This window comes from Psychromarinibacter sp. S121 (genome assembly GCF_049801035.1).
Taxonomy (GTDB): Bacteria; Pseudomonadota; Alphaproteobacteria; order Rhodobacterales; family Rhodobacteraceae; genus Psychromarinibacter.
In genome coordinates this window covers 1-18,539 of record NZ_JBNAGE010000007.1, presented here as the reverse complement: position 1 = coordinate 18,539, position 18,539 = coordinate 1, and the positions used below count along the sequence as shown (strand labels likewise).

General features: G+C 63.8%; 22 protein-coding genes. 14 read left to right on the top strand and 8 right to left on the bottom strand.

What is annotated here, in order from left to right; translation table 11 throughout:
• Positions 1-70: 70 nt before the first annotated feature.
• The 5 genes from ACP156_RS23210 to ACP156_RS23190 form a co-directional block, all read right to left on the bottom strand.
• Positions 71-442 (bottom strand): STAS/SEC14 domain-containing protein, encoded by a 372-nt coding sequence (locus ACP156_RS23210; protein ID WP_425053741.1) that lies wholly within the window; start codon positions 440-442, stop codon positions 71-73.
• A complete protein-coding gene (locus tag ACP156_RS23205) occupies positions 414-1,379 on the bottom strand; it encodes a cation diffusion facilitator family transporter (protein ID WP_425053740.1) in 966 nt (321 codons plus the stop codon). The genes ACP156_RS23210 and ACP156_RS23205 overlap by 29 nt, the downstream gene beginning before the upstream one ends.
• On the bottom strand, positions 1,369-2,139 hold the full coding sequence (locus tag ACP156_RS23200) for a transglutaminase-like domain-containing protein (protein ID WP_425053739.1): 771 nt from the start codon (positions 2,137-2,139) through the stop codon (positions 1,369-1,371). Before ACP156_RS23200 ends, ACP156_RS23205 begins: the two co-directional genes overlap by 11 nt.
• An 88-nt stretch (positions 2,140-2,227) precedes the next feature.
• Positions 2,228-2,830 (bottom strand): cation transporter, encoded by a 603-nt coding sequence (locus ACP156_RS23195; protein ID WP_425053738.1) that lies wholly within the window; start codon positions 2,828-2,830, stop codon positions 2,228-2,230.
• Positions 2,831-2,914: 84 nt separating this feature from the next.
• The gene (locus tag ACP156_RS23190; RefSeq protein ID WP_091846788.1) at positions 2,915-3,343 is read right to left on the bottom strand and encodes a MerR family transcriptional regulator; all 429 of its coding nucleotides are present in this window, start codon (positions 3,341-3,343) and stop codon (positions 2,915-2,917) included.
• Positions 3,344-3,516: 173 nt separating this feature from the next.
• On the opposite strand from ACP156_RS23190, the gene ACP156_RS23185 reads away from it, so the two are divergent.
• The 10 genes from ACP156_RS23185 to lnt all read left to right on the top strand — a co-directional run bounded on the left by ACP156_RS23185 (position 3,517) and on the right by lnt (position 10,990).
• Positions 3,517-4,119 carry an SCO family protein gene (locus tag ACP156_RS23185; RefSeq protein ID WP_425053839.1) on the top strand — a complete coding sequence of 201 codons (603 nt, stop codon included), beginning with the start codon at positions 3,517-3,519 and terminating at the stop codon, positions 4,117-4,119.
• A gap of 5 nt (positions 4,120-4,124) precedes the next feature.
• Positions 4,125-4,547: a disulfide bond formation protein B gene (locus tag ACP156_RS23180; RefSeq protein WP_088672127.1), complete on the top strand. Its 423-nt coding sequence runs from the start codon at positions 4,125-4,127 to the stop codon at positions 4,545-4,547.
• Positions 4,544-5,203, top strand: coding sequence for a DsbA family protein (locus ACP156_RS23175; protein WP_425053737.1), 660 nt, complete (start codon positions 4,544-4,546; stop codon positions 5,201-5,203). Before ACP156_RS23180 ends, ACP156_RS23175 begins: the two co-directional genes overlap by 4 nt.
• A 23-nt stretch (positions 5,204-5,226) precedes the next feature.
• Positions 5,227-5,694: a copper chaperone PCu(A)C gene (locus tag ACP156_RS23170; RefSeq protein ID WP_425053736.1), complete on the top strand. Its 468-nt coding sequence runs from the start codon at positions 5,227-5,229 to the stop codon at positions 5,692-5,694.
• Entirely contained in the window at positions 5,694-6,320 is a 627-nt protein-coding gene (locus tag ACP156_RS23165) for an SCO family protein (protein ID WP_425053735.1), read from the top strand. Before ACP156_RS23170 ends, ACP156_RS23165 begins: the two co-directional genes overlap by 1 nt.
• A 215-nt stretch (positions 6,321-6,535) precedes the next feature.
• Positions 6,536-7,690 carry a M23 family metallopeptidase gene (locus tag ACP156_RS23160; protein ID WP_425053734.1) on the top strand — a complete coding sequence of 385 codons (1,155 nt, stop codon included), beginning with the start codon at positions 6,536-6,538 and terminating at the stop codon, positions 7,688-7,690.
• 3 nt (positions 7,691-7,693) lie between these two features.
• On the top strand, positions 7,694-8,149 hold the full coding sequence (locus ACP156_RS23155) for a DUF411 domain-containing protein (RefSeq protein WP_425053733.1): 456 nt from the start codon (positions 7,694-7,696) through the stop codon (positions 8,147-8,149).
• 12 nt (positions 8,150-8,161) lie between these two features.
• Positions 8,162-8,944, top strand: coding sequence for a ZIP family metal transporter (locus ACP156_RS23150; protein WP_425053732.1), 783 nt, complete (start codon positions 8,162-8,164; stop codon positions 8,942-8,944).
• Positions 8,928-9,431, top strand: a complete 504-nt coding sequence (gene lspA / locus ACP156_RS23145; RefSeq protein ID WP_425053731.1) for a signal peptidase II — start codon at positions 8,928-8,930, stop codon at positions 9,429-9,431. The genes ACP156_RS23150 and lspA overlap by 17 nt, the downstream gene beginning before the upstream one ends.
• 50 nt (positions 9,432-9,481) lie before the next feature.
• On the top strand, positions 9,482-10,990 hold the full coding sequence (lnt, locus tag ACP156_RS23140) for an apolipoprotein N-acyltransferase (protein ID WP_425053730.1): 1,509 nt from the start codon (positions 9,482-9,484) through the stop codon (positions 10,988-10,990).
• A 243-nt stretch (positions 10,991-11,233) separates the two neighbouring features.
• Here the strand turns inward: lnt and mntR are convergent, their stop codons facing one another.
• Entirely contained in the window at positions 11,234-11,692 is a 459-nt protein-coding gene (mntR, locus tag ACP156_RS23135; RefSeq protein ID WP_425053729.1) for a manganese-binding transcriptional regulator MntR, read from the bottom strand.
• A 92-nt stretch (positions 11,693-11,784) separates the two neighbouring features.
• Between mntR and ACP156_RS23130 the strand changes: the two genes are divergently transcribed.
• The 4 genes from ACP156_RS23130 to phnE are packed head-to-tail and all read left to right on the top strand — an operon-like array spanning position 11,785 to position 16,077.
• Positions 11,785-13,665, top strand: a complete 1,881-nt coding sequence (locus ACP156_RS23130) for a cytochrome c peroxidase (RefSeq protein WP_425053728.1) — start codon at positions 11,785-11,787, stop codon at positions 13,663-13,665.
• Positions 13,665-14,540, top strand: a complete 876-nt coding sequence (locus ACP156_RS23125) for a phosphate/phosphite/phosphonate ABC transporter substrate-binding protein (protein WP_425053727.1) — start codon at positions 13,665-13,667, stop codon at positions 14,538-14,540. The genes ACP156_RS23130 and ACP156_RS23125 overlap by 1 nt, the downstream gene beginning before the upstream one ends.
• Positions 14,537-15,319, top strand: coding sequence for a phosphonate ABC transporter ATP-binding protein (locus ACP156_RS23120; protein WP_425053726.1), 783 nt, complete (start codon positions 14,537-14,539; stop codon positions 15,317-15,319). The genes ACP156_RS23125 and ACP156_RS23120 overlap by 4 nt, the downstream gene beginning before the upstream one ends.
• Positions 15,319-16,077, top strand: coding sequence for a phosphonate ABC transporter, permease protein PhnE (gene phnE / locus ACP156_RS23115; RefSeq protein WP_425053725.1), 759 nt, complete (start codon positions 15,319-15,321; stop codon positions 16,075-16,077). The genes ACP156_RS23120 and phnE overlap by 1 nt, the downstream gene beginning before the upstream one ends.
• Positions 16,078-16,112: 35 nt before the next feature.
• Here phnE and ACP156_RS23110 read toward each other — a convergent pair whose 3' ends face one another.
• Positions 16,113-16,622, bottom strand: coding sequence for a L,D-transpeptidase family protein (locus ACP156_RS23110; protein ID WP_425053724.1), 510 nt, complete (start codon positions 16,620-16,622; stop codon positions 16,113-16,115).
• A 66-nt stretch (positions 16,623-16,688) separates the two neighbouring features.
• The coding region (locus ACP156_RS23105; protein ID WP_425053723.1) for a heavy metal translocating P-type ATPase at positions 16,689-18,539 on the bottom strand (1,851 nt) is incomplete at its 5' end.

Here is an 18,539-nt window from a genome sequence, read left to right as displayed (position 1 = left end):
CGGACATGAAGCGCCGAAGAACCGCTAGATTGCGAACGAGCCGCATGCGTCCAAATTTCTTGGGATTGCTTCACGCTTTTTTGCCCTTTTGCGCCCACTCCACCGCATCGTCTCCCTCACTGGGGTCGAACCACCGCATCTCGGAACGGGCCAACAGACTCACCATTCGCGTGCCCCATTCCATCCAACTTCGCTCTCCGACCACTGCGACGCGACTGAAATCGTTTGTATGGGCCGTGTCGATCTTGATGTCTTCCAGCAGTGCCGAGGCATTTTCGTACCCCTCGAACTTCGTCAGTTCGAGCAGAAGTCCGGGCCTGCCGCCTCGGGAAAGTCGCTCATGAATTAGCGTGTGCATCCGCTCGAAGTCATCTTCTGACAACTTGCCTTCGCACACCAGTCCGATGACATCGTCATGCTCGGTCAGCGTTTCCTTGAACATGGATTTCCTCCTTTTCACCTAAACTGCCATGGCCGTAGAGATCAGCGTTTTCGTGCGCGCGCTCTTCATGCTCGAATTCGAGGCTGGAATGGTTGATGCCGAATTCTTCTTTCAGCCGCTTCTTGATCGCACTCTTGATCTCCTCAATCCGCGGCCACGCTTCGGCCTTCACGACGACATGACAATCTAGCGCAGCTTCATGTTCCTGCATCTGCCACAGATGCACGTGATGAAGGTCCGAGACACCATCGACGCTCCGCATCGCTTCGACGACGGCCTCGTTGTCGATGTCCGGCGGGCTGCCGAGCATCAGCGTTCGGATCGGACCACCGATCTCCGTGAAAGCCAGATAGAGGATATAGAGCGCAATGCCGATGGTGATGGCCGGATCGACCCACCGCATGTCGTAGAGGATGATCAGCGACCCACCGACGATGACCGCAACGGAAGCAAGTGCGTCGGAGAGGTTGTGCAGGAAGAGCGCGCGGATGTTTACGCTGCCTTTCTGCATCGAGTAGGTCAGCAGCGCCGTCAGGGTGTCGACGACCAGTGCGACCCCGCCCAAGATCACGACCGTCCAGCCCTGCACTTCGGGCGGGTCGATCATGCGCATTCCGCCCTCGTAGATCAGGTAGAACCCGATCAAAATCAGCGTCGTGTAGTTGATCAGAGCGGCCACGATTTCGACCCTGCCGTAGCCGAAGGTCATGCGCTCGTCGGCGGGCCGGCGCGCGATCTTGCGCGCGGCGAAGGCGATGACGAGCGACGCCATGTCCGAGAAATTGTGCAGCGCGTCCGCGATGAGCGCGAGGCTGCCTGAAAGTATGCCGCCAACGATCTGCGCGACGGTCAGAAGCCCGTTCGCCCAGATCGCAATTGATACTCGTCGATCGCCGGAGTCGGGGTCGATATGGGCGTGTCCGTGATCATGCGGCACGGTTCGTCTCCTCGTGGCGATGGTTCGGCTGGGCGAAACCGGGAAGCCGAGGCAGGTGGCCTCGCCGGATTGCACGCACCCGACTGTTCATCCCGTGGCGGATGATGTGGCGATAGAGCCAGTCGCGCAGAATTCCGAAGTTCTGACGATGCTTCAAGTAGAAGTCGTCGGGCGTATCGAAGGTTCCGAAGTCGCTGGCGATGCCGGTCTTCTGAATGAAGGTATCGCGCCCGGTCCATTCGACCGGCGGCGCGCCCAGGCAGCCGGTGCCCGCTCCGTATCCGCAAAGGCTCTCGGACTCGCTGAACTCGCGTTGTAACGATGCCAGGAATGGCGCGTCCAGTATGAAGCCTTCCAGGTTGACCCATCCGCTTTCGGTTTCGACCTCGACCCAGGAATGAAGGATTTCTTTCGGGGCGACGGGATAGACCAGCTCCGGTACGACCCCGCGCTGGAGCGCTTTGTGGATGGTGAAACCATGCAGTCGGCAGCGGACCCCGAGCGCGCGGAGCAACGCCATGAGAAGCGTGCCCTTCGTGTTGCACTGGCCGTATCCGTCGGCAAGCACTTCGGACGCAGGAATGTCGTCAGAGCGATTGTAACCAAATGCGATCTCGTTTCGGACGAAATCATAGGCGGCACCGATCCGGTCATGCTCGCCAAGTGCATGCCAGCCCCGGTCTGCTACAAGGTCTGCAATAGGGGCGGCTTCGAAATCCAGCAGCCGCGTGGCTGTCAGCAAGGGGTCAACAGCGGGCAAGATGCATCTCCTCGAATCTAACGAGGGTCTACATAGAGGCTACAGCGACTGTAGCTTCAAGCCCCCATTTTCAGAAGGCGATCAATCGCTACTGGTCGTCGGCATGAACGGCTTTGTGGTGTTCGCCGTGTGCATCGCGCAGGATGTCGATACCGCCCCATGCCGCGATCCCGGCCACGACCACACCCACGACTAGGTCCGGCCAGTTCGTTCCCAGCCAGGCGACGAGACCGCCAGCCACGACAATCCCGAGGTTCGCGGCGAAGTCGTTCCAGCTGAAGGTGTTCGCCGCGCGGATGTTGACGTCCGGTTCGCGGAGTCGGGCGAGCAACCAGACGCAGACCGCGTTGATCGCCGCGGCGATCAGGGCCATGGCGATCATGATTGTCCCGAGCGGATCCGACCCGCCGACATAGCGCCGCCACGCATCATAGAGGATGCCCAAGGCGAACAGGATCAGCAACCCACCCGAGACATTGGCGGCGCCGCGTTTCCACTTGCCGGACCGGGACAGCGCAAACAGGCTGATGGCGTAGACGAAGCTGTCGGAAAGGTTGTCGAGGCCGTTTGCGATCAGGGCGCTCGAATCGCCAAACGCGCCGGTCGCGAAGAACGCCAAAGCCAGACCGATGTTGAGCGCCAGAACGATCCAGAGCGTGCGTCTCTCCCTCGCTTTCTTTGCCGTGGCCATGCTTGATCTGTTCCTCTGGCGTTCATCAGGTGAACCGCCACCGCGCTGCAGGGTTCCAAACGTAAGGGTCAGTGCCAGTGGAGCTTATGCCCCGATGTCGTCGTGCTCGGTCAGGCATTCCGAATGGTCCCGCAGGACCTCGAGCACTCGGCAATCCGCGGTTCGCCCGCCGCTGCACTCGTGGACCATGCGCTTTAGCTCGGTGCGAAGCGCTTTCAGGCGCGCCATGCGTTGCTCGACCTGGCGGAGTTGCCGGCGGGCGATCGCATCTGCCTCGTCGCAGGACTTTTCCGGATGGTCGCTGAGATCGAGGAGCTCCCGGATCGCATCGAGCGAGAAACCGAGTTGCCGCGAATGACGGATGAATGATAGCCGATCGAGTTCGGCATCCTCGTATCGGCGTTGCCCACCCTCGGTCCGGCCCGGTTCAGGCATGAGCCCGATTTGTTCGTAGTACCGGATGGTCTGCACCTTGGTGCCGGTCTTCTTCGCCAGACTGCCAATCGTCAGCATATGTTTCCCTCAAGAGAACCTACAGACCTTGTAGGTTTGGTGGGTTGATAGCGCAAGTCCAAGACTCACAGATGCGTGACCTCCCGCCGCAGCCGGACAATCAGGCTTGAATCTACAGTAGCTAGAGGATGTACACGCCGAAACAATCAAGAATCAATGACAGGCAGTCCGGATTGTCCCTCTCATCGGTAAGAAAAGTTCTCTGGGTATTGGTGGGCATTGCAGCTCTCGCGCTTGGGTGGCTTCTGCTCTGGTCCGACTATCGCGCCGACAGCGCGCGATCAGAGGCAGATCCGGCTTTCGTCGCGGAGTTCGAACTGACCGATCATCAGGGCATGGTACGCACCGAAGACGATTTCGCGGGGCGCTGGATGCTGATCTTCTTCGGCTTCACCAACTGTCCCGACGTCTGCCCCACCACCCTGTCGGAGGTCGCGGCCGTGATGGAAGGACTGGGCGCTGACGCTGCCAAGGTGCAACCGATATTCATCACGATCGATCCCGAACGCGACACGCCCACGGCGCTTGCGGACTACGTTCCCCTGTTCGATGCCGGCATCATCGGACTGACCGGCACACCGGAGCAGATTGCCCAGACTTCGGAAACTTTTCCGATCTTCTTCGAACGCATCGAAGAAGCCTCTGCGCCCGACGGTTACACGATGGGGCACACGTCGCATCTGTTCCTTTTCGATCCAGACACAGGCTTCGCCGAGTCCTGGCCCTACGGCACGTCCGCCGAAGAGATCCTCGCTGATCTGAGAGAGAGGATCTGACCGACATGACCCGAATATCCGGAGAAACGGCACTGGGACTGGCATGGGTGATTGCTCTCACGGCATCGCTAGCCGTGCTCTTCATCGGCGAGGTGCTGGGGCAGACGCCCTGCCTGCTCTGCTGGTTCCAGCGGGCCTTCATGTTCCCGCTGGCCATCATTCTCGGGCTCGGCCTTTGGTGGCGCGACCCGCTCGCGGGCCGTTACGGGATCGCGCTTGCGCTCGGTGGCGGCGCTGTCGCGCTCTGGCACATGGGTCTTTACGTTGGCCTGATCCCCGAGCGCATCCAGCCCTGCACGGCCGCTGGTCCCTCCTGCACTGACGACAACCAGTTGGTCTTCGGCATTCCTATCCCGTTGATGGCGCTTGCCGCTTTCGCCCTGATCGGCGCGCTGTCGGCACTCTCTCTGAAGGAAACACGAACATGAACAGACGCGGCCTGATCCTCTCCGTTCTCGCCCTCGGCGTCGCCGGTTTCGGCGGCGCAACGTGGTACGCAAGACGCCCCGGTCCCGTGGCGGAGGCCGAGCCTGTGGCTCCGGAACTGGCGGAGGCTCTGATCCGGTCCTATTCGCCCGTTCTCGGTCCCGAAGGTGCGCCCGTCACCATCGTCGAGTTCTTCGACCCGGCCTGTGAGGCCTGCCGCGCCTTCTATCCTGTGGTCGAAGCCATCATGGCCGAGCATGGCGATGCCGTGCGCGTGGTGATCCGCTATACGCCGTTCCACGGCCCGGCGTCCGAGCAAGCGATCCGCGTGCTCGAGGCCGCGCGCATGCAGGGCGTCTTTGAGCCGGTTCTCGAAGCGGTACTTCGGGAACAGCCAAGATGGGCGTCGCATGGAGCACCCGAGCCGGGACTGATCCTGGAGATCGCCGCAACGGCGGGCCTCGATGCGGAAGCCGCCCGCACGCAGATGCTTGCACCGGACGTAGTGGCGATCCTGAACCAGGACCGTGCCGACGTCGAGACTGTGGGCGTCCGCCAGACGCCCACCTTCTTCGTGAACGGCAAGCCGCTCGACCCGTTCGGCGAGGCCGAATTACGAAGCCTGGTGGCGGCTGAAGTCGCAGCGGCGCGAAGCTGAACCAAGAGAATGGGAAGAGCAGGATGAGGACCTTCTTTACTACCGGCGCGCTGACAGCGCTTTTGTCGTCGGCGGCGGCTTTGACGCCGGCGCTGGCAGGATCTGAGGACGTGGTCGTCGAAGGCGCTTGGTCCCGCGCGTCCATCGGCATGAACCGCCCCGGCGCCGCCTACATGACGATCCGAAATACCGGCGATACACCGTTGACACTGATCGGTCTCGTGACGCCGCTCGCCATGATGCCCGAAATCCACGAGTCGAAGACCAATGCCGATGGCGTGAGTTCCATGGCTCCGGCCGACGAGATCACCATCGCGCCGGGCGAAAGCGTGTCGCTCGAGCCGGGCGGTCTGCACGCGATGCTGATGCAGTTGCAGACGCCGATGACAGAAGGAGAATCCTATCCGCTGACGCTGCTCTTTGACGACGGGGGCGAAGTGACGGTCGAGGTGCCGATCCTTGGCATCGCTGCGCGAGGTCCGAACGACTGATGCGGCGACGGACGATCCTTGGATACGGCGCAGCGGGTGCCGGGGCGCTACTCTTCGCGCTCTTTGTCGGCTGGTGGCAAGTCGACGGGCCTGGGGCGCCCGAACCGGTGGGCCAGCGGCCGCTGGCTCTGTCCGCCATGGACTTCAGCCTGACGGATCACGAGGGAAACGAGGTCGGGCCGGAAACGCTGATCGGGCGCCCTGCGATGGTGTTCTTCGGCTTTACCTACTGTCCGGACGTCTGCCCGACCACGCTCTCGGACATTTCGGGATGGCTCGACGACTTGGGCGACGAGGCAGATGAGATGTCCGTGGTTTTTATCTCGGTCGATCCCGAGCGCGACACCGTCGATGCGATGTCGGAGTATGTCGGCTATTTCCATCCGGCGATCCGCGGCTGGACCGGCACAGATGAGGAAATTGCGAAAGCCGTGCGCGGATTCCGCGCGAGCTACGAGCGGGTGCCGACCGAGGGTGGCGGTTATACGATGAACCACACCGCCAGCGTTTTCCTTTTCGACGCTGCAGGGCGGTTCGTCACCATGATCGACTATCACGAGCCAAGGGAATTCGCGGTGCCGAAGATTCGCCGCGCACTCGAAGAAGAAACTGAGGGGGCAACATGAGGATCAGAGCAATCGCGGCAGGTTTCGGAACTGTTGCCGCTCTATCGGGTGGTGGTCTTGCTATTTCGGGGATTTGGTCGAAGGATCCCGTCCCTCCAGGTCTCGCCGCAGCAAGCATGTGGACACCGGACGGTCTCCAGCCTCCCCCGTTTGTGGTCTCCGAACCGCCGCGAATTGCGCAGGCAGGAGCCGAGCCCACGACGTTTCCTAGCCCCATGCCTCTTTTGCAGATATCGGTCGCTGATACTTCCTTGCCCACGATCGAACCTCCCCTTTCCACTTGGTCGCGCGAAATAGAAGGCGGTGAAACGCTCGACACAGTTCTCGCGGAGGCCGGTCTCTCGGCGACCGACCGTGCGGAAGTCGCCCTCGCCCTTGGCGCGGAGTATGATTTGAGGCGGCTGCGGCCAGGACATTCCGTCACCGTCGTATCGACGATGGACAACAGCCCGCGCAGGGTCGCGCTCGCCATAGATGACGGTGTGCGCATCGAGGTGATCTTCGGCGATGAACTTGCCACGCAGATCGTTACCCCGAAGTCTGAGACGGTGACGCTTGCCGGGGAAGCAGTGATCGAAAGCTCGCTTTTCGCTGCGCTCGATGAGGCCGATATCCCGGCACGGTTCGCGGTGGACCTGGCGCAGATGCTCGGCGGAACGGTGGATTTTCGCCGTGAGATGACAGGCGGCGAAACGCTTCGGCTTCTCTGGCGCGAGGCGCGTGTCGGAGACGACAGGATCGGCCAGCCTGACCTTGCCTTCGCCGCGCTGGATGTCGGCGGCGCGCTCTACGAGGTTGTTTGGCCGGACAGCGGCAGCGGACAGGCGACGATCTTCGTCGACGGCGAAGTGCTCCGCGTCTTCGCGCAGCCCGTCGAAGGCGCACGCCTGAGCTCTGTTTTCGGCCGCCGCACGCATCCAGTCTATGGGAACGTGCGAATGCACACCGGCGTCGATTTCGCTGCGGCGCGTGGGACGCCGGTTCAGGCCACGGCACCCGGGCGCGTCAGCTTCATCGGTTGGCGGAACGGGTACGGCCGCGTGGTCGAAATCTCGCACGGCTCCGACACCATGACGCGCTACGCGCATCTGAGCGCCGTGCCGGATGGCCTTGTGCAAGGCCAGCGCGTGGCTGCCGGAGACCTGATCGGCCGTGTGGGCGCCACCGGCACCGCGACCGGTCCGAACCTGCACTACGAGGTCCTGGTGGACGGTCGGCCGACCGATCCTCTCTCCGAAGAGCGGCTCGCCGAAGCTGCCGAGCGCGAAGCGGATGACTCTGCCGCGCGGTCGATGCTCGCCGAAGCCCGCGCGCTTCTCGCTGAAAGTCTCGACCGCGAGATCGCCCTGACAGCAACTGAAAGGCTCTGACCCATGAAACGTCTGACACAAGCCCTGGCCTTCGCCATCGCACTGTTTCCGGCAGCGCAGGCCCTCGCGGAGGCAACTGCCATCGATGTCCGAAAGACCAATGGATGCGGCTGCTGCCTGTCCTGGATGAATCATCTCCAGGAGAACGGTTTCGCACCGACGGGCCAGGACATGTTCGGCGGCCTTCTCGTGCGCTTCAAGCTCGACAACGGGGTGCCGCAGCGCATGGTCTCCTGCCACACGGCGCTCGTTGACGGCTACGTGATCGAGGGCCACGTTCCGGCCGCTGACATCCGCCGGCTTCTAGACGAGCGGCCCGACGCGGTCGGTCTCGCGGTTCCGGGCATGCCCTACGGTTCGCCCGGCATGGGCCCCGAGGAGGACCGCGAAGCCTACGACGTCTTTCTGATTCTGAAGGACGGCTCGACCGATGTCTTTTCGAGCTACCCGGAAGGGTAAGCCATCTGACGAATGGATCAGTTGCCCCCGATCATGCTCGGCTTTCTCGGAAGCCTGGCCGCCGGCACATTGACAGCCGTCGGGGCAGTCCCCGTGCTGTTCGGGCGGATCCCCTCTCGCGCCACACGCGACCTGTCGCTCGGATTTGCGGCGGGCGTGATGCTCGCAGCTTCCTTCTTCTCGCTGATCATCCCAGCGTTGGACGCAGCCGAGCCGCGTTTCGACAATGGGGCGGCACCCGCGGCCATCGTCTGCATCGCAATCCTTCTGGGCATGGGTGCCGTTGCCCTGATGAACGAGAAGCTGCCGCACGAGCATTTCAGAACGGGCCGCGAAGGTCCGGACGCCGCGTCGCTCCGGCGGGTCTGGCTCTTCATCATTGCAATCACGATCCACAACTTTCCCGAGGGTCTCGCGGTCGGGGTCGGGTTCGGTTCCGGTGGCATGGAAGGTGGCCTCCCACTCGCCATCGGCATCGGCTTGCAGAACGCGCCCGAGGGTCTGGCAGTGGCTGTGTCGCTCTTGGGTGAGGGATACACGAAGCTGCGCGCCTGGGGCATTGCGGCCCTCACCGGCATGGTCGAACCGATCGGCGGGTTGCTCGGGGCGGGTATCATCACGCTGTCGGAGCCGCTGCTGCCTTGGGGGCTGGCGTTCGCCGCCGGCGCGATGCTCTATGTGATCAGCCACGAAATCATCCCCGAGACCCACCGCAGCGGACATCAGAACAAGGCGACGCTCGGACTGTCGGTTGGCCTTACCCTGATGCTGTTTCTCGATGTTTGGCTGGGGTGAGAAAATGTTGTCAGCCGAAAGACCGCCGGTGATCGGAATGTTGGCCGCCGTCGCGGCTTTCGCGATCGATCAGGTCACAAAGGCCATCGTCGTCACGTATGCGAGCGTCTTGAGCGCTGGTGTTCCCGTGTTCGCCGGATTCAATCTCACGTTCTATCGGAACGATGGCGTGACCTTCGGACTTTTGGGCGGCGCGCCGTGGTGGAGCCTCGTGGCGCTCGCTCTTGCCGTGTGCGCTTGGCTCGTGACCATGATGCTGCGCACCCGGGACGGCATCGAGGCGCTTGCCTACGGGGCGATCATCGGCGGCGCCCTAGGCAACGTCCTGGACCGCCTCAGGTTCCGGGCCGTGACCGATTTCCTCGATTTCTACGCCGGCACCGCGCACTGGCCTGCTTTCAACATGGCTGACGTCTTCGTGGTCGGCGGCGTCGGATTGCTTCTTGTCGCGCCGATGATCAAGCGACGCTCTAGGACCGGTCCATGAGACCGTTTAGGGCGCTGTCCCGGGAAAGGGCGATTTCCCTGCCGCCGCGCATGATCGCGGCCATTTCGGCCGGCGGCCTCTCTGTTCTGACCCTCCCTCCGTTCTCAATCCTCCTATTTGTTCCCGTTGCCTACGCCACCCTCCTTGTCCTCCTCCGGCATCTCCCGGTCGCCAAGGCAGCACTTGTCGGCTGGGCGTTCGGTCTCGGGCAGTTCGGTTTCGGACTCTCGTGGATCGCGGAGAGTTTCTACGTGGATGCCGAGCGATTCGGTGCGATGGCGATCCCCGCCGTCGCAGGATTGTCTGCAAGTCTCGCCGCCTTTCCGGCTATCGCGTCGGCGCTCTTCACCGCCATCGCACGCCGTCGTGCGATCGAAGGCGTGGCGGCCTGTCTTCTGTTCGCGACCTGCTGGACGGCGGCAGAGTGGCTACGAGGGCACGTGCTCACGGGCTTCCCCTGGAACCTCGCCGGCTATGCCCTCGTCGACTACGCGGCCTTGCGGCAACCGGCCGCGTGGGTCGGAAGCTATGGGTTGAGCTTTCTCGTGTTACTCGTCGGCACTCTTCCGGCGCCGGCCCTCTTGACCGAGGTGCGCCCGCGCTGGAGCATCCCCGTGCTCGGCCTTTGGATCGTTGTGGCGACCTGGTCCGCCGGCGTGGCGCGGCTCCAGCTCGAGCCGCCAGGCCCGCCGGGACTCGATTTGCGGATCGTTCAGGGCAACGTCCCCCAGCAGGAAAAGTGGGCGCCCGAAAACCGGGAGGCGACGATCACGCGCTATCTCGACCTCTCGACTCGTCCTGGCTCTGTCGACATCCTGCTCTGGCCCGAAACCGCCTTCCCGGGCTTTCTCGATGAGGATTCCGGGGCACGGTCGCGCATCGCTGCCGCCATTCCGGATGAGGGCCTGCTTCTGACCGGAGTGCCGGATCGCGTTTCGACGAACGAAGGCATACGCTTCTTCAACACTGTTCAGGCCTATGATCAGACCGGCCGGAGCCTGACCGGCTATGCGAAGCACCGCCTCGTTCCCTTTGGCGAATACGTTCCGTTCAGGGGCTGGCTGCCGATCGAACGCATGACGGAGGGTCTGGGGGACTTCACTGCCGGAACGGGGCCGCGCACGCTGGCATTTCCGGGGGTGCCGCTGGTTGCCGTCGCCATCTGCTACGAGATCATCTTTCCGGGCCATGTCGTTGACGGCCTGTTCCGGCCGGACTGGATCTTCAACGCGACCAACGATGCCTGGTTCGGAACCAGCATCGGGCCGGAACAGCACCTCGCCTCCGCACGCATGCGCGCCGTCGAGGAAGGGCTTCCCATCGTCCGGGCCGCGAATACCGGAATCTCCGCGATCATCGACGCAAACGGTGACTTGGTCGCGCGGCTCGGCACCGGAGAAACCGGTGTCATTAATGCGGCTCTTCCGTCCGCTCATCCGCCAACGCTTTATGCGCGCTTCGGCGACTGGACGCTGCTTGTGCTCGTGGTCTCCTGTTGGGCTACAGCAGCGGCTGGACGTCTTCGGAAGACCACAAGTTTGAGAAAGCGGGATACCTGATGCTGGTGATCATGGGAATTGTCGGGGGAGCGATCTGGGGTGGCTTCTTGGCCAGACGAAGGAAGGGAAACCGACTGGACATTCTTCAGTATGCTGCAGCCTCGGCGATTGCCTTCGGCCTGGTCGGGCTATTCGCTACGATCCTGGTCTCGCGTATTCTAGGCTAACCGATCCGCTCGGAACTCAGGTCGCATTGGAAGATTGGCACACGGTGAGAGCGCGTCGGACCTCACGGCAAAACCTCTATGTCCGATCAAGCTTTCGTTGGAACGCTTCCAGTGTCTCATCGCTCACATGATGCTCGATTCCCTCTGCATCGCGTTCCGCGGTTTCCTCATCGATCCCAAGGCTCAGGAGGAACGCGACCACGATCCGGTGTCGCCGTCGACACGCCTCGGCTAGGGCCTGGCCCTCTTCAGTAAGGAACACCGCTCGATAGCGTTCTCGCCGAACGAGGCCGGCGGTCCTGAGTCGTGAAATGTTCTTCGTGACAGTCGGCGGCTTCACTCCCAGCCGTTCAGCGATATCGACCGGTCGCGCCTCTCCGCGGGTCTCGATCAGCTCCGCGATCAATTCCACGTAGTCCTCTGCCATCTCGCTTTCATGCGCTTGCCGCACGATCGCAAAGCCTTCCGCCTGCGCCTCCGGCGCGCGTTCCACAGGTTCAAAGGTCTCGCGTTCTTGTGATTGCGGCTTGGTCATTTCGCAAGTCTGCCCTGAGACACAAGGATTGACAACTTGTTTGCTTCGGGTAGATAATTTAGCCAAGGCTAACTTTTGTATTGGAGGTCATGGTGATCCGGAAGCTGCTTGGGTTCGTGATTTTCTCTCTGGCCGGCGCGATGATCTCGTTCGGGCCGGCCATCGCGACACCTGCGAAAGAAGCCCCATGGCTTCCGGACGCGGCAGCCTACCGTCTGACGTTGTTTCTCGGAAATCTGGAGCCGCTACCCTGGGACGACGTCGAGGCCGCCTGGTCCGAACCTTACCGAAACTCGGAGTTCTCCACGGATGCGCTGACCTGGTTGGGTGAGAAAAGCGATATCGAAGACGGGCCTCTACTGGACGCAATGGCGCGACGGGATCGACAGTCCCTCTTCGCCGCCGCGACGAGGTTGATCGCTCTCAGGATCGAGGAAGAGCTGGGCCGCGCACTGGACGTTGACGACCCGGCCCGCGCGCAGCAAGCGGTGAGGACCGCGCGCGAGCTCTACCGCGCCTTCGCTGACGGCGTTGCCGCCGCCGATCCTGAGGCTTCACGACGGATCGGCCTAGCCTGGCTGGAACTTAACAGTAGCACAGGGTCCGCCGGTATTCTCGGAGCGGGCACCACACCACGAGACCGCAAAACGATGGTCATGGCACGAGCGGTGATCTCTGACTATCTCGCGGAGAATTATCTTGTGGACGACTTCGCTCCGAGACAGCAGCTCAGCCCGCTGCCTGAGACGGCTTTGACTAGCGGACGCGACATCGAGGTGCCACCGAGCCTGCCGCCGGGGTCCGACATCTTCGACCAGGATCCCCTGCCCCTGCTCGTCCTCAATTTCGAGGCGCAGGGCATCGATGAAACCGACCTGCCGCTTGTCGCTTACGGCGACATGCTGTTCGACAGCGCGCAGATCTTCGGCAGCCCGGCGCGCGACCTCGGGATCGCCTGTTCAACCTGTCACAATCGCTCGGACGTGAACCAGCGTCTGTTCATCCCCGGCGCCAGCCATCAGCCCGGGGCAATCGACGTGGACGGCGCCTTCTTCAACCCGATCTTCAACGACCGGCGCGACGACCCGCTCGACATCCCGAGCCTACGCGGACTGCGCTTCACCGGGCCTTATGGCCGCGACGGCCGCTTTGCCTCGCTTCGCGATTTCACCCGCAACGTGATCGTGAACGAGTTTGGTGGCTCTGAACCGACCCCATTTATGCTGGACGCGCTGATCGCCTACATGCTCGAGTTCGATTTCCTGCCGAATTCGATGCTGACGCGGGATGGCCGGCTGACCGACGCGGCTTCGGAGCCCGCACGGCGCGGCGAAGCGATCTTCACCCGGCCTTTCGAGGGTCTCGGCGACCGCTCCTGCGCCAGCTGTCACGTGCCGGACGGCAACTTCCTCGACCGTCAGGCGCATAACATCGGGTCCGCCAGTCCGCCCTACGAGGGTGCGCGGGCGAGCGCATTCGACACGCCGACCTTGCTCGGGACGGCCTACACTGCGCCATACTTCCACGACGGATCGCTGCCGACCCTCGCCGCTGTCGTGGACTGGTTCGACGAGACGAAATCGCTCGGACTCACTGATGCCGAGCGCTCAGACCTCACCGCATATCTTGAGGCGGTAGGCTCGGCTGATGAGCCTTACGAGACTTTCGATGCCAAGAACACGTCCTTCCGCCTTGCTTTCTCTGAATTGACGACCTTCGCTTCGACACTCGATACGCTGCTGCCCCGGCGGGACGCAGAGCACATCCTGCTCCTGACCGATACGGTCGCGGCGGACCTCTCGGCCGATGCCAGCACGATGTCCAACCTTGCCGGTCGGCCGGAGGTCTATGCACTTGCCGAGCGATTGGCCCAGGTCGGTGCCGCCGTGCGCGCCGGGGACTGGGAGACGGCAGAGGCACACTGGACCGCGTTCAGGGATGCGGCCGACACAATCGAAGAAAGGGCGTTCTGATGTCGATCCGTCTGAGCCGCAGAAAGACGCTGATCCTGTCCGCCGCGGGCGCCGTGTCCTTGGGAACACGGCTCGCGGCGCAGGGAAATACGCTTCGCCTCGCCTTCATTCCTCAGGAAAACCCCGATAAACTTCTCGGCGACGTCGCGGCCATCACCGGTTGGCTGGCGGATCAGATCGGCGTACCGGTCGAGGGTTTCGTCACCATCGACCACGCAGCGGCCGTCGAGGCGCTGCGGAACGGTGACGCCGACATCTCGTTCATGGGCGCGCTCCCCTTCGTGCTGGCCGAGGCCGAGATCGGCGCGGTACCGCTGCTGTCCGAAGTCTATCGCGGCGCGCCGAGTTACACCGGCCGGATCTTCGTGCGCAGAGACAGCGGGATCGAAATGCTTGCGGATCTCCGGGGCAAGGACATCGCCTTCGCGGACCCGATCTCGGAATCGGGCTATCTCTATCCTCTGGCAGAGTTCGTCGAGGCCGGATTGGTTGCCGGGCCCGGCGACGCAGACGCCTTTTTCGGTCGCATCTTCTTCGCGGGCGGATATCAGCAGGCGATGCAGGCGATGGCCGAGGGCCTTGTCGATGCCGCCGGCGCGAGCCAGTACGCCGACCTCCTTCTCACCCCGCAGCAGCAGGCCGAGGTCATCTGGATCGCCGAGAGCGAACCAATCCCCAGCCACGTGGTGATCGCGCGACCGGAACTGGACGCAGACCTCCGGTCGCGGTTCGTCGATGCGATGATGCGCCTCAACGAAGCCGGCAACCGCGACCTGCTGCGCTACCTCTACGGACCCGACGGCTATGTCAGAGCGGACTCCGCTGCCTATGACGGGGTGCGCGACATGGCCCGCCGCCACGGGCTCCTCGGGTGAGCGCCGCGGCGCAAATAGGCGATCTGAGCTTCGTCCATCAGGGCGCCGGGCTACCGGCATTGGACCATGTGTCGCTCTTGGTGCCTGCAGGCGAAAGCACCGCGCTGCTCGGACCGTCGGGGGCCGGGAAAACGACGCTACTGGCCGTGCTCGACGGGCGGCTTCGCGGCTGGCGCGGCCGTGTCTCTGTCCTGGGCGCGCCGCTCCATCCCGACCAAGCTCCGCCGCGCGGCAGTCGGCCTGACGTCGGTTTCGTCTTTCAGGAATTCGCGCTGGTCGAACGCTCTTCAGTGCTGCGAAACGTGCTGAACGGGCGACTCGGCCGCATGTCGCCCTTGCGCGCGGCCCTCGGGTCTCCCTTGCCATACGACTTGGAGGTGGCGCGCGCCGCACTCGCTGACAGCGGCATCGCCGATCTGGCCGAGCGTAGGGTCGACAGCCTCAGCGGCGGGCAGCGGCAGCGTGTGGCCATCGCCCGATGCCTCGCACAGGAGCCGCGGCTGATCCTTGCCGACGAGCCCGTCAGCAATCTCGATCCCGCCCGCGCCGCGGAAATCCTGGCGCTGCTGACCGGTGCTGCGCGCGCGCGCGGCGCGACCGTGCTGTTCTCCTCGCACCAGCCCGACCTCGCGCGGCGTTTCGCCGATCGTATTGTGGGCATGCGCGATGGGCGGATCGCCTTCGACATGGCGGTCGGTGACCTGAGCGATGTCGCGACCGCGGACCTCTATCGCGAGACGGGGGCCCTGCCGGCCATCGGTTTGCGGGCGGTGACCTGATGCGGTCGCGCGGGTTTGGCGGTTTCGCGGCCGGGGCTATGGTCGCGGGTGCGATTCTCTGGTCATTCGCCACGACCGATGTCGAGTTGTCGCGCCTCATGTCCGCCGGACCCCGGATCGCGGATTTCCTCGGCCGGATGGTCCCGCCCGATCCGACCGTGATGAACGAGATCGTGAAGGGCAGCGCGGAAACGCTGCGCATCGCGATCCTGGGGTCTCTGGGCGCGGTCTTCCTATCGGTCCCCCTCGGGATATTTGCGTCCGAGACGATGGCGTCGCCGGCGCTCTACCGACCCGTCAGGACGCTCCTCGCTTTTATCCGGGCCATCCCGCTGATCCTGGTGGCGATGCTCATGGTGGGTGCGGTGGGCCTGGGTCCCCTCCCCGGCATCATCGCGGTCGCCTTCCATGCCACCGGGATGCTCGCGAAGTTCTACGCCGAAGCGATCGACGGCGTCTCCCGCGCGCCGATTGCCGCGCTGGAAAGCGCCGGTGCCGGGCCGCTGGCGCGGCTCCGCTACGCGATCTGGCCGCAGATGGCGCCGGTCGTCGCCCGCGACACCATCTTCCGGTTCGAACTGAACCTGCGCGAGTCGCTGATCCTGGGCATCGTCGGCGCGGGCGGTATCGGGTTCTACATCCAGACCTATGTGCGCTCATTCCAGTACGACAAGGCAGCAAGCGTCACACTGGCCGTGATCGCGATGGTGATCGCCATCGAAGCCATCAACGTGGCTCTTCGCCGCCGGTTTGCCTGAAGCGATCGACCGACGCGCAGACGCCTCCCGGTCCTTCAGGCGTAGATGTCTATCGGTGTCCCGTCCCTAACCATGGCGTAGATTTCCTCGATCTCGGGATCCGTGACCGAGATGCAGCCCGCCGTCCAGTCGCGGACATTCGTGGGGTCGATCCCCCGCCGCGGTCCGCCGTGAATGAAGATGTCCTTGCCGGGGGAACGCCCCTGGGACTCCGCGAAAGCGATGTCGGCCTCGTTCGGGTAGGAGATGCCGACGGACAGATGGAAGAGGCTGTCGGGGTTCCGCCGGTCGATCACGTAGGAACCTTCCGGTGTGCGGCCGTCGCCCTCGAACCGCTTGTGACCGACAGGCGCGAAGCCCAGTCCGATCGGATAGGTCCGCAAGACGCGATCGGCGCCGTCGAGAACCAGCAGGCGCTGCGCCTTGTAGAGGCGCAGCCGGGTGACCTCGGGTCCGCTGTAGGTTCGGAACTTGCTGGCGCAACCGGATAGAAAAGCGACAAGCCCTCCGAACAATACGACGCGGCGCGGAATATGGATCTTCATCACTGCTCTATGCCTCGTGAGCGAGGTCTCGTATGGGGCAAACGCTACCCTGCGGGTGGTGGCGGTTCAATGCCCGTGTGCGAGCGCGCCTCTTGCCATCTGCTCACCAATCGGCTCGCCGCCGGATGGCGATACATTGGACTTGTGGCCATTCAGTAGTCTCAACGCATTCGCAACCACCAGCAGCGAGACGCCGACATCCGCGGCAATCGCGCCCCACATCGATGCCATCCCGAATGCCGTCGCGACGACGAAGACGGCTTTCGTCGCCAGTGAAACGCCGATGTTCTGGTGGATGATCGACATGGCGCGGCGTGAATGACCGATGAGCCAAGGCACCTTGCCAATGTCGTCAGTCATAAGGGCGATGTCGGCCGTCTCGATGGCCGCGTCGGACCCGACGGCGCCCATGGCGATGGCATAGTGCGCCCGCGCCATGGCCGGGGCGTCGTTCACCCCATCGCCAATCATCGCAACTAGGTCGTGGCTTTCGACCAGTTCCTCGATTGCCGTCACCTTGTCCTCGGGCAAGAGTTCGGCACGCACCTCGTCGATGCCGACCTCCGCCGCAACGGCGCGCGCGGTACGCTCATTGTCGCCGGTCAGCATGACGATGGTCTTCACGCCCTGCGCATGTAGTCGCGCGACGACACCCTTGGCGTCCGGGCGGATCCGGTCGCGCAGTTCCAGAATCCCGGTCACGCCGGTCTCGTCACCGACGGCTACAAGCGTACTGCCGGCCCCCTCGATCCGGTCACGGAGGTCCGCCGGAATGGCGCTGCCGAACCCTTTCTCTTCGGCGAACCGGTCGGAGCCAAGCCAGACTTTTCGGCCCCCTGCCCGTCCTTCCAGCCCTCGTCCCGGCACGGTGCGTGTATCCTCCGCCGCTGGAACCTCGATGCCGTCTGCCGCGGCCCGCGCAAGAACGGCACGCGCCAGCGGATGCGATGACCGCGCTTCGAGTGCGGCCGCCAGCGTCATCAGATCGCGCGCCGAGGCGCCGCCGAGCGGATGGACAGCGGCCACCTCGGGCTCACCCAAGGTGATGGTTCCGGTCTTGTCCATCGCCAGAGCCGTCGTCCGGCCCGGGGCTTCGACATAGGCGCCACCCTTGATGAGAACCCCCGCCCGCGCCGAGGCCGTCAGCGCGGCCACGATGGAGACCGGCGTCGAGATGACCAGCGCACAGGGACAGGCGATCACGAGAAGAACGAGCGCGTTGTAAAACCAGTAGTCCCAGGCTCCACCGAAGACGAGCGGCGGCACCAGCGCAATGGCGACGGCCAGCGCCATGACGATGGGCGTGTAGATGCGCGCGAACTTCGCGACCCACTGCTCCACGGGCGCGCGGCGGGCGTGAGCGTCCCCCACCATGCGGATGATCTTGGCGAGCACCGTGTCGGATGCCGCTTTGGTCGCGCGCACGGTCAAAGTCCCTTCGCCGTTGATCGTGCCCGCGTAAACCTCGTCGCCTGGCTCCTTCGGCACCAGCGCACTTTCGCCGGTGATCGGCGCCTGATCGACGGCCCCTGCCCCATCTACAACTTCACCATCCAGCGGGATGCGGTCGCCGCCGCGCACCACGAACCGTGCATTGATGGCAACAGCGGAAGCCGGCACGTCTGCTTCAGAACCGTCATCATAGAGAACCCTTGCCGTCGGCGGCGCCAGGTCAAGCAACGCTGAAACCGCGTTCCGCGCGCGCCCGACGCTCCAGCTTTCGAGGTAGAGCGACAGCGAGAAGAAGAAGGCCACCGTCGCCGCCTCGAAGAACTCGCCGAGGCCGATGGCCCCCGCCACCGCGACCACCATCAGCAAGTTCATATCGGGCGACAGACGCCGCGCGGAGGACCAAGCCTTCGGGGCCACGAGCCAGACACCGAACAGGATCGCGGCAGCGAAGAGCACGGCCTCCGC

Excerpts from the sequence above, each read along its gene's own strand:
- ACP156_RS23210 (WP_425053741.1), bottom strand. The coding sequence starts at position 442 with ATGTTCAAGGAAACGCTGACCGAGCATGACGATGTCATCGGACTGGTG.
- ACP156_RS23195 (WP_425053738.1), bottom strand. The coding sequence starts at position 2,830 with ATGGCCACGGCAAAGAAAGCGAGGGAGAGACGCACGCTCTGGATCGTT.
- ACP156_RS23190 (WP_091846788.1), bottom strand. The coding sequence starts at position 3,343 with ATGCTGACGATTGGCAGTCTGGCGAAGAAGACCGGCACCAAGGTGCAG.
- ACP156_RS23180 (WP_088672127.1), top strand. The coding sequence starts at position 4,125 with ATGACCCGAATATCCGGAGAAACGGCACTGGGACTGGCATGGGTGATT.
- ACP156_RS23175 (WP_425053737.1), top strand. The coding sequence starts at position 4,544 with ATGAACAGACGCGGCCTGATCCTCTCCGTTCTCGCCCTCGGCGTCGCC.
- ACP156_RS23170 (WP_425053736.1), top strand. The coding sequence starts at position 5,227 with ATGAGGACCTTCTTTACTACCGGCGCGCTGACAGCGCTTTTGTCGTCG.
- ACP156_RS23165 (WP_425053735.1), top strand. The coding sequence starts at position 5,694 with ATGCGGCGACGGACGATCCTTGGATACGGCGCAGCGGGTGCCGGGGCG.
- ACP156_RS23160 (WP_425053734.1), top strand. The coding sequence starts at position 6,536 with ATGCCTCTTTTGCAGATATCGGTCGCTGATACTTCCTTGCCCACGATC.
- ACP156_RS23155 (WP_425053733.1), top strand. The coding sequence starts at position 7,694 with ATGAAACGTCTGACACAAGCCCTGGCCTTCGCCATCGCACTGTTTCCG.
- ACP156_RS23150 (WP_425053732.1), top strand. The coding sequence starts at position 8,162 with ATGGATCAGTTGCCCCCGATCATGCTCGGCTTTCTCGGAAGCCTGGCC.
- lspA (WP_425053731.1), top strand. The coding sequence starts at position 8,928 with ATGTTTGGCTGGGGTGAGAAAATGTTGTCAGCCGAAAGACCGCCGGTG.
- lnt (WP_425053730.1), top strand. The coding sequence starts at position 9,482 with ATGATCGCGGCCATTTCGGCCGGCGGCCTCTCTGTTCTGACCCTCCCT.
- mntR (WP_425053729.1), bottom strand. The coding sequence starts at position 11,692 with ATGACCAAGCCGCAATCACAAGAACGCGAGACCTTTGAACCTGTGGAA.
- ACP156_RS23125 (WP_425053727.1), top strand. The coding sequence starts at position 13,665 with ATGTCGATCCGTCTGAGCCGCAGAAAGACGCTGATCCTGTCCGCCGCG.
- phnE (WP_425053725.1), top strand. The coding sequence starts at position 15,319 with ATGCGGTCGCGCGGGTTTGGCGGTTTCGCGGCCGGGGCTATGGTCGCG.
- ACP156_RS23110 (WP_425053724.1), bottom strand. The coding sequence starts at position 16,622 with ATGAAGATCCATATTCCGCGCCGCGTCGTATTGTTCGGAGGGCTTGTC.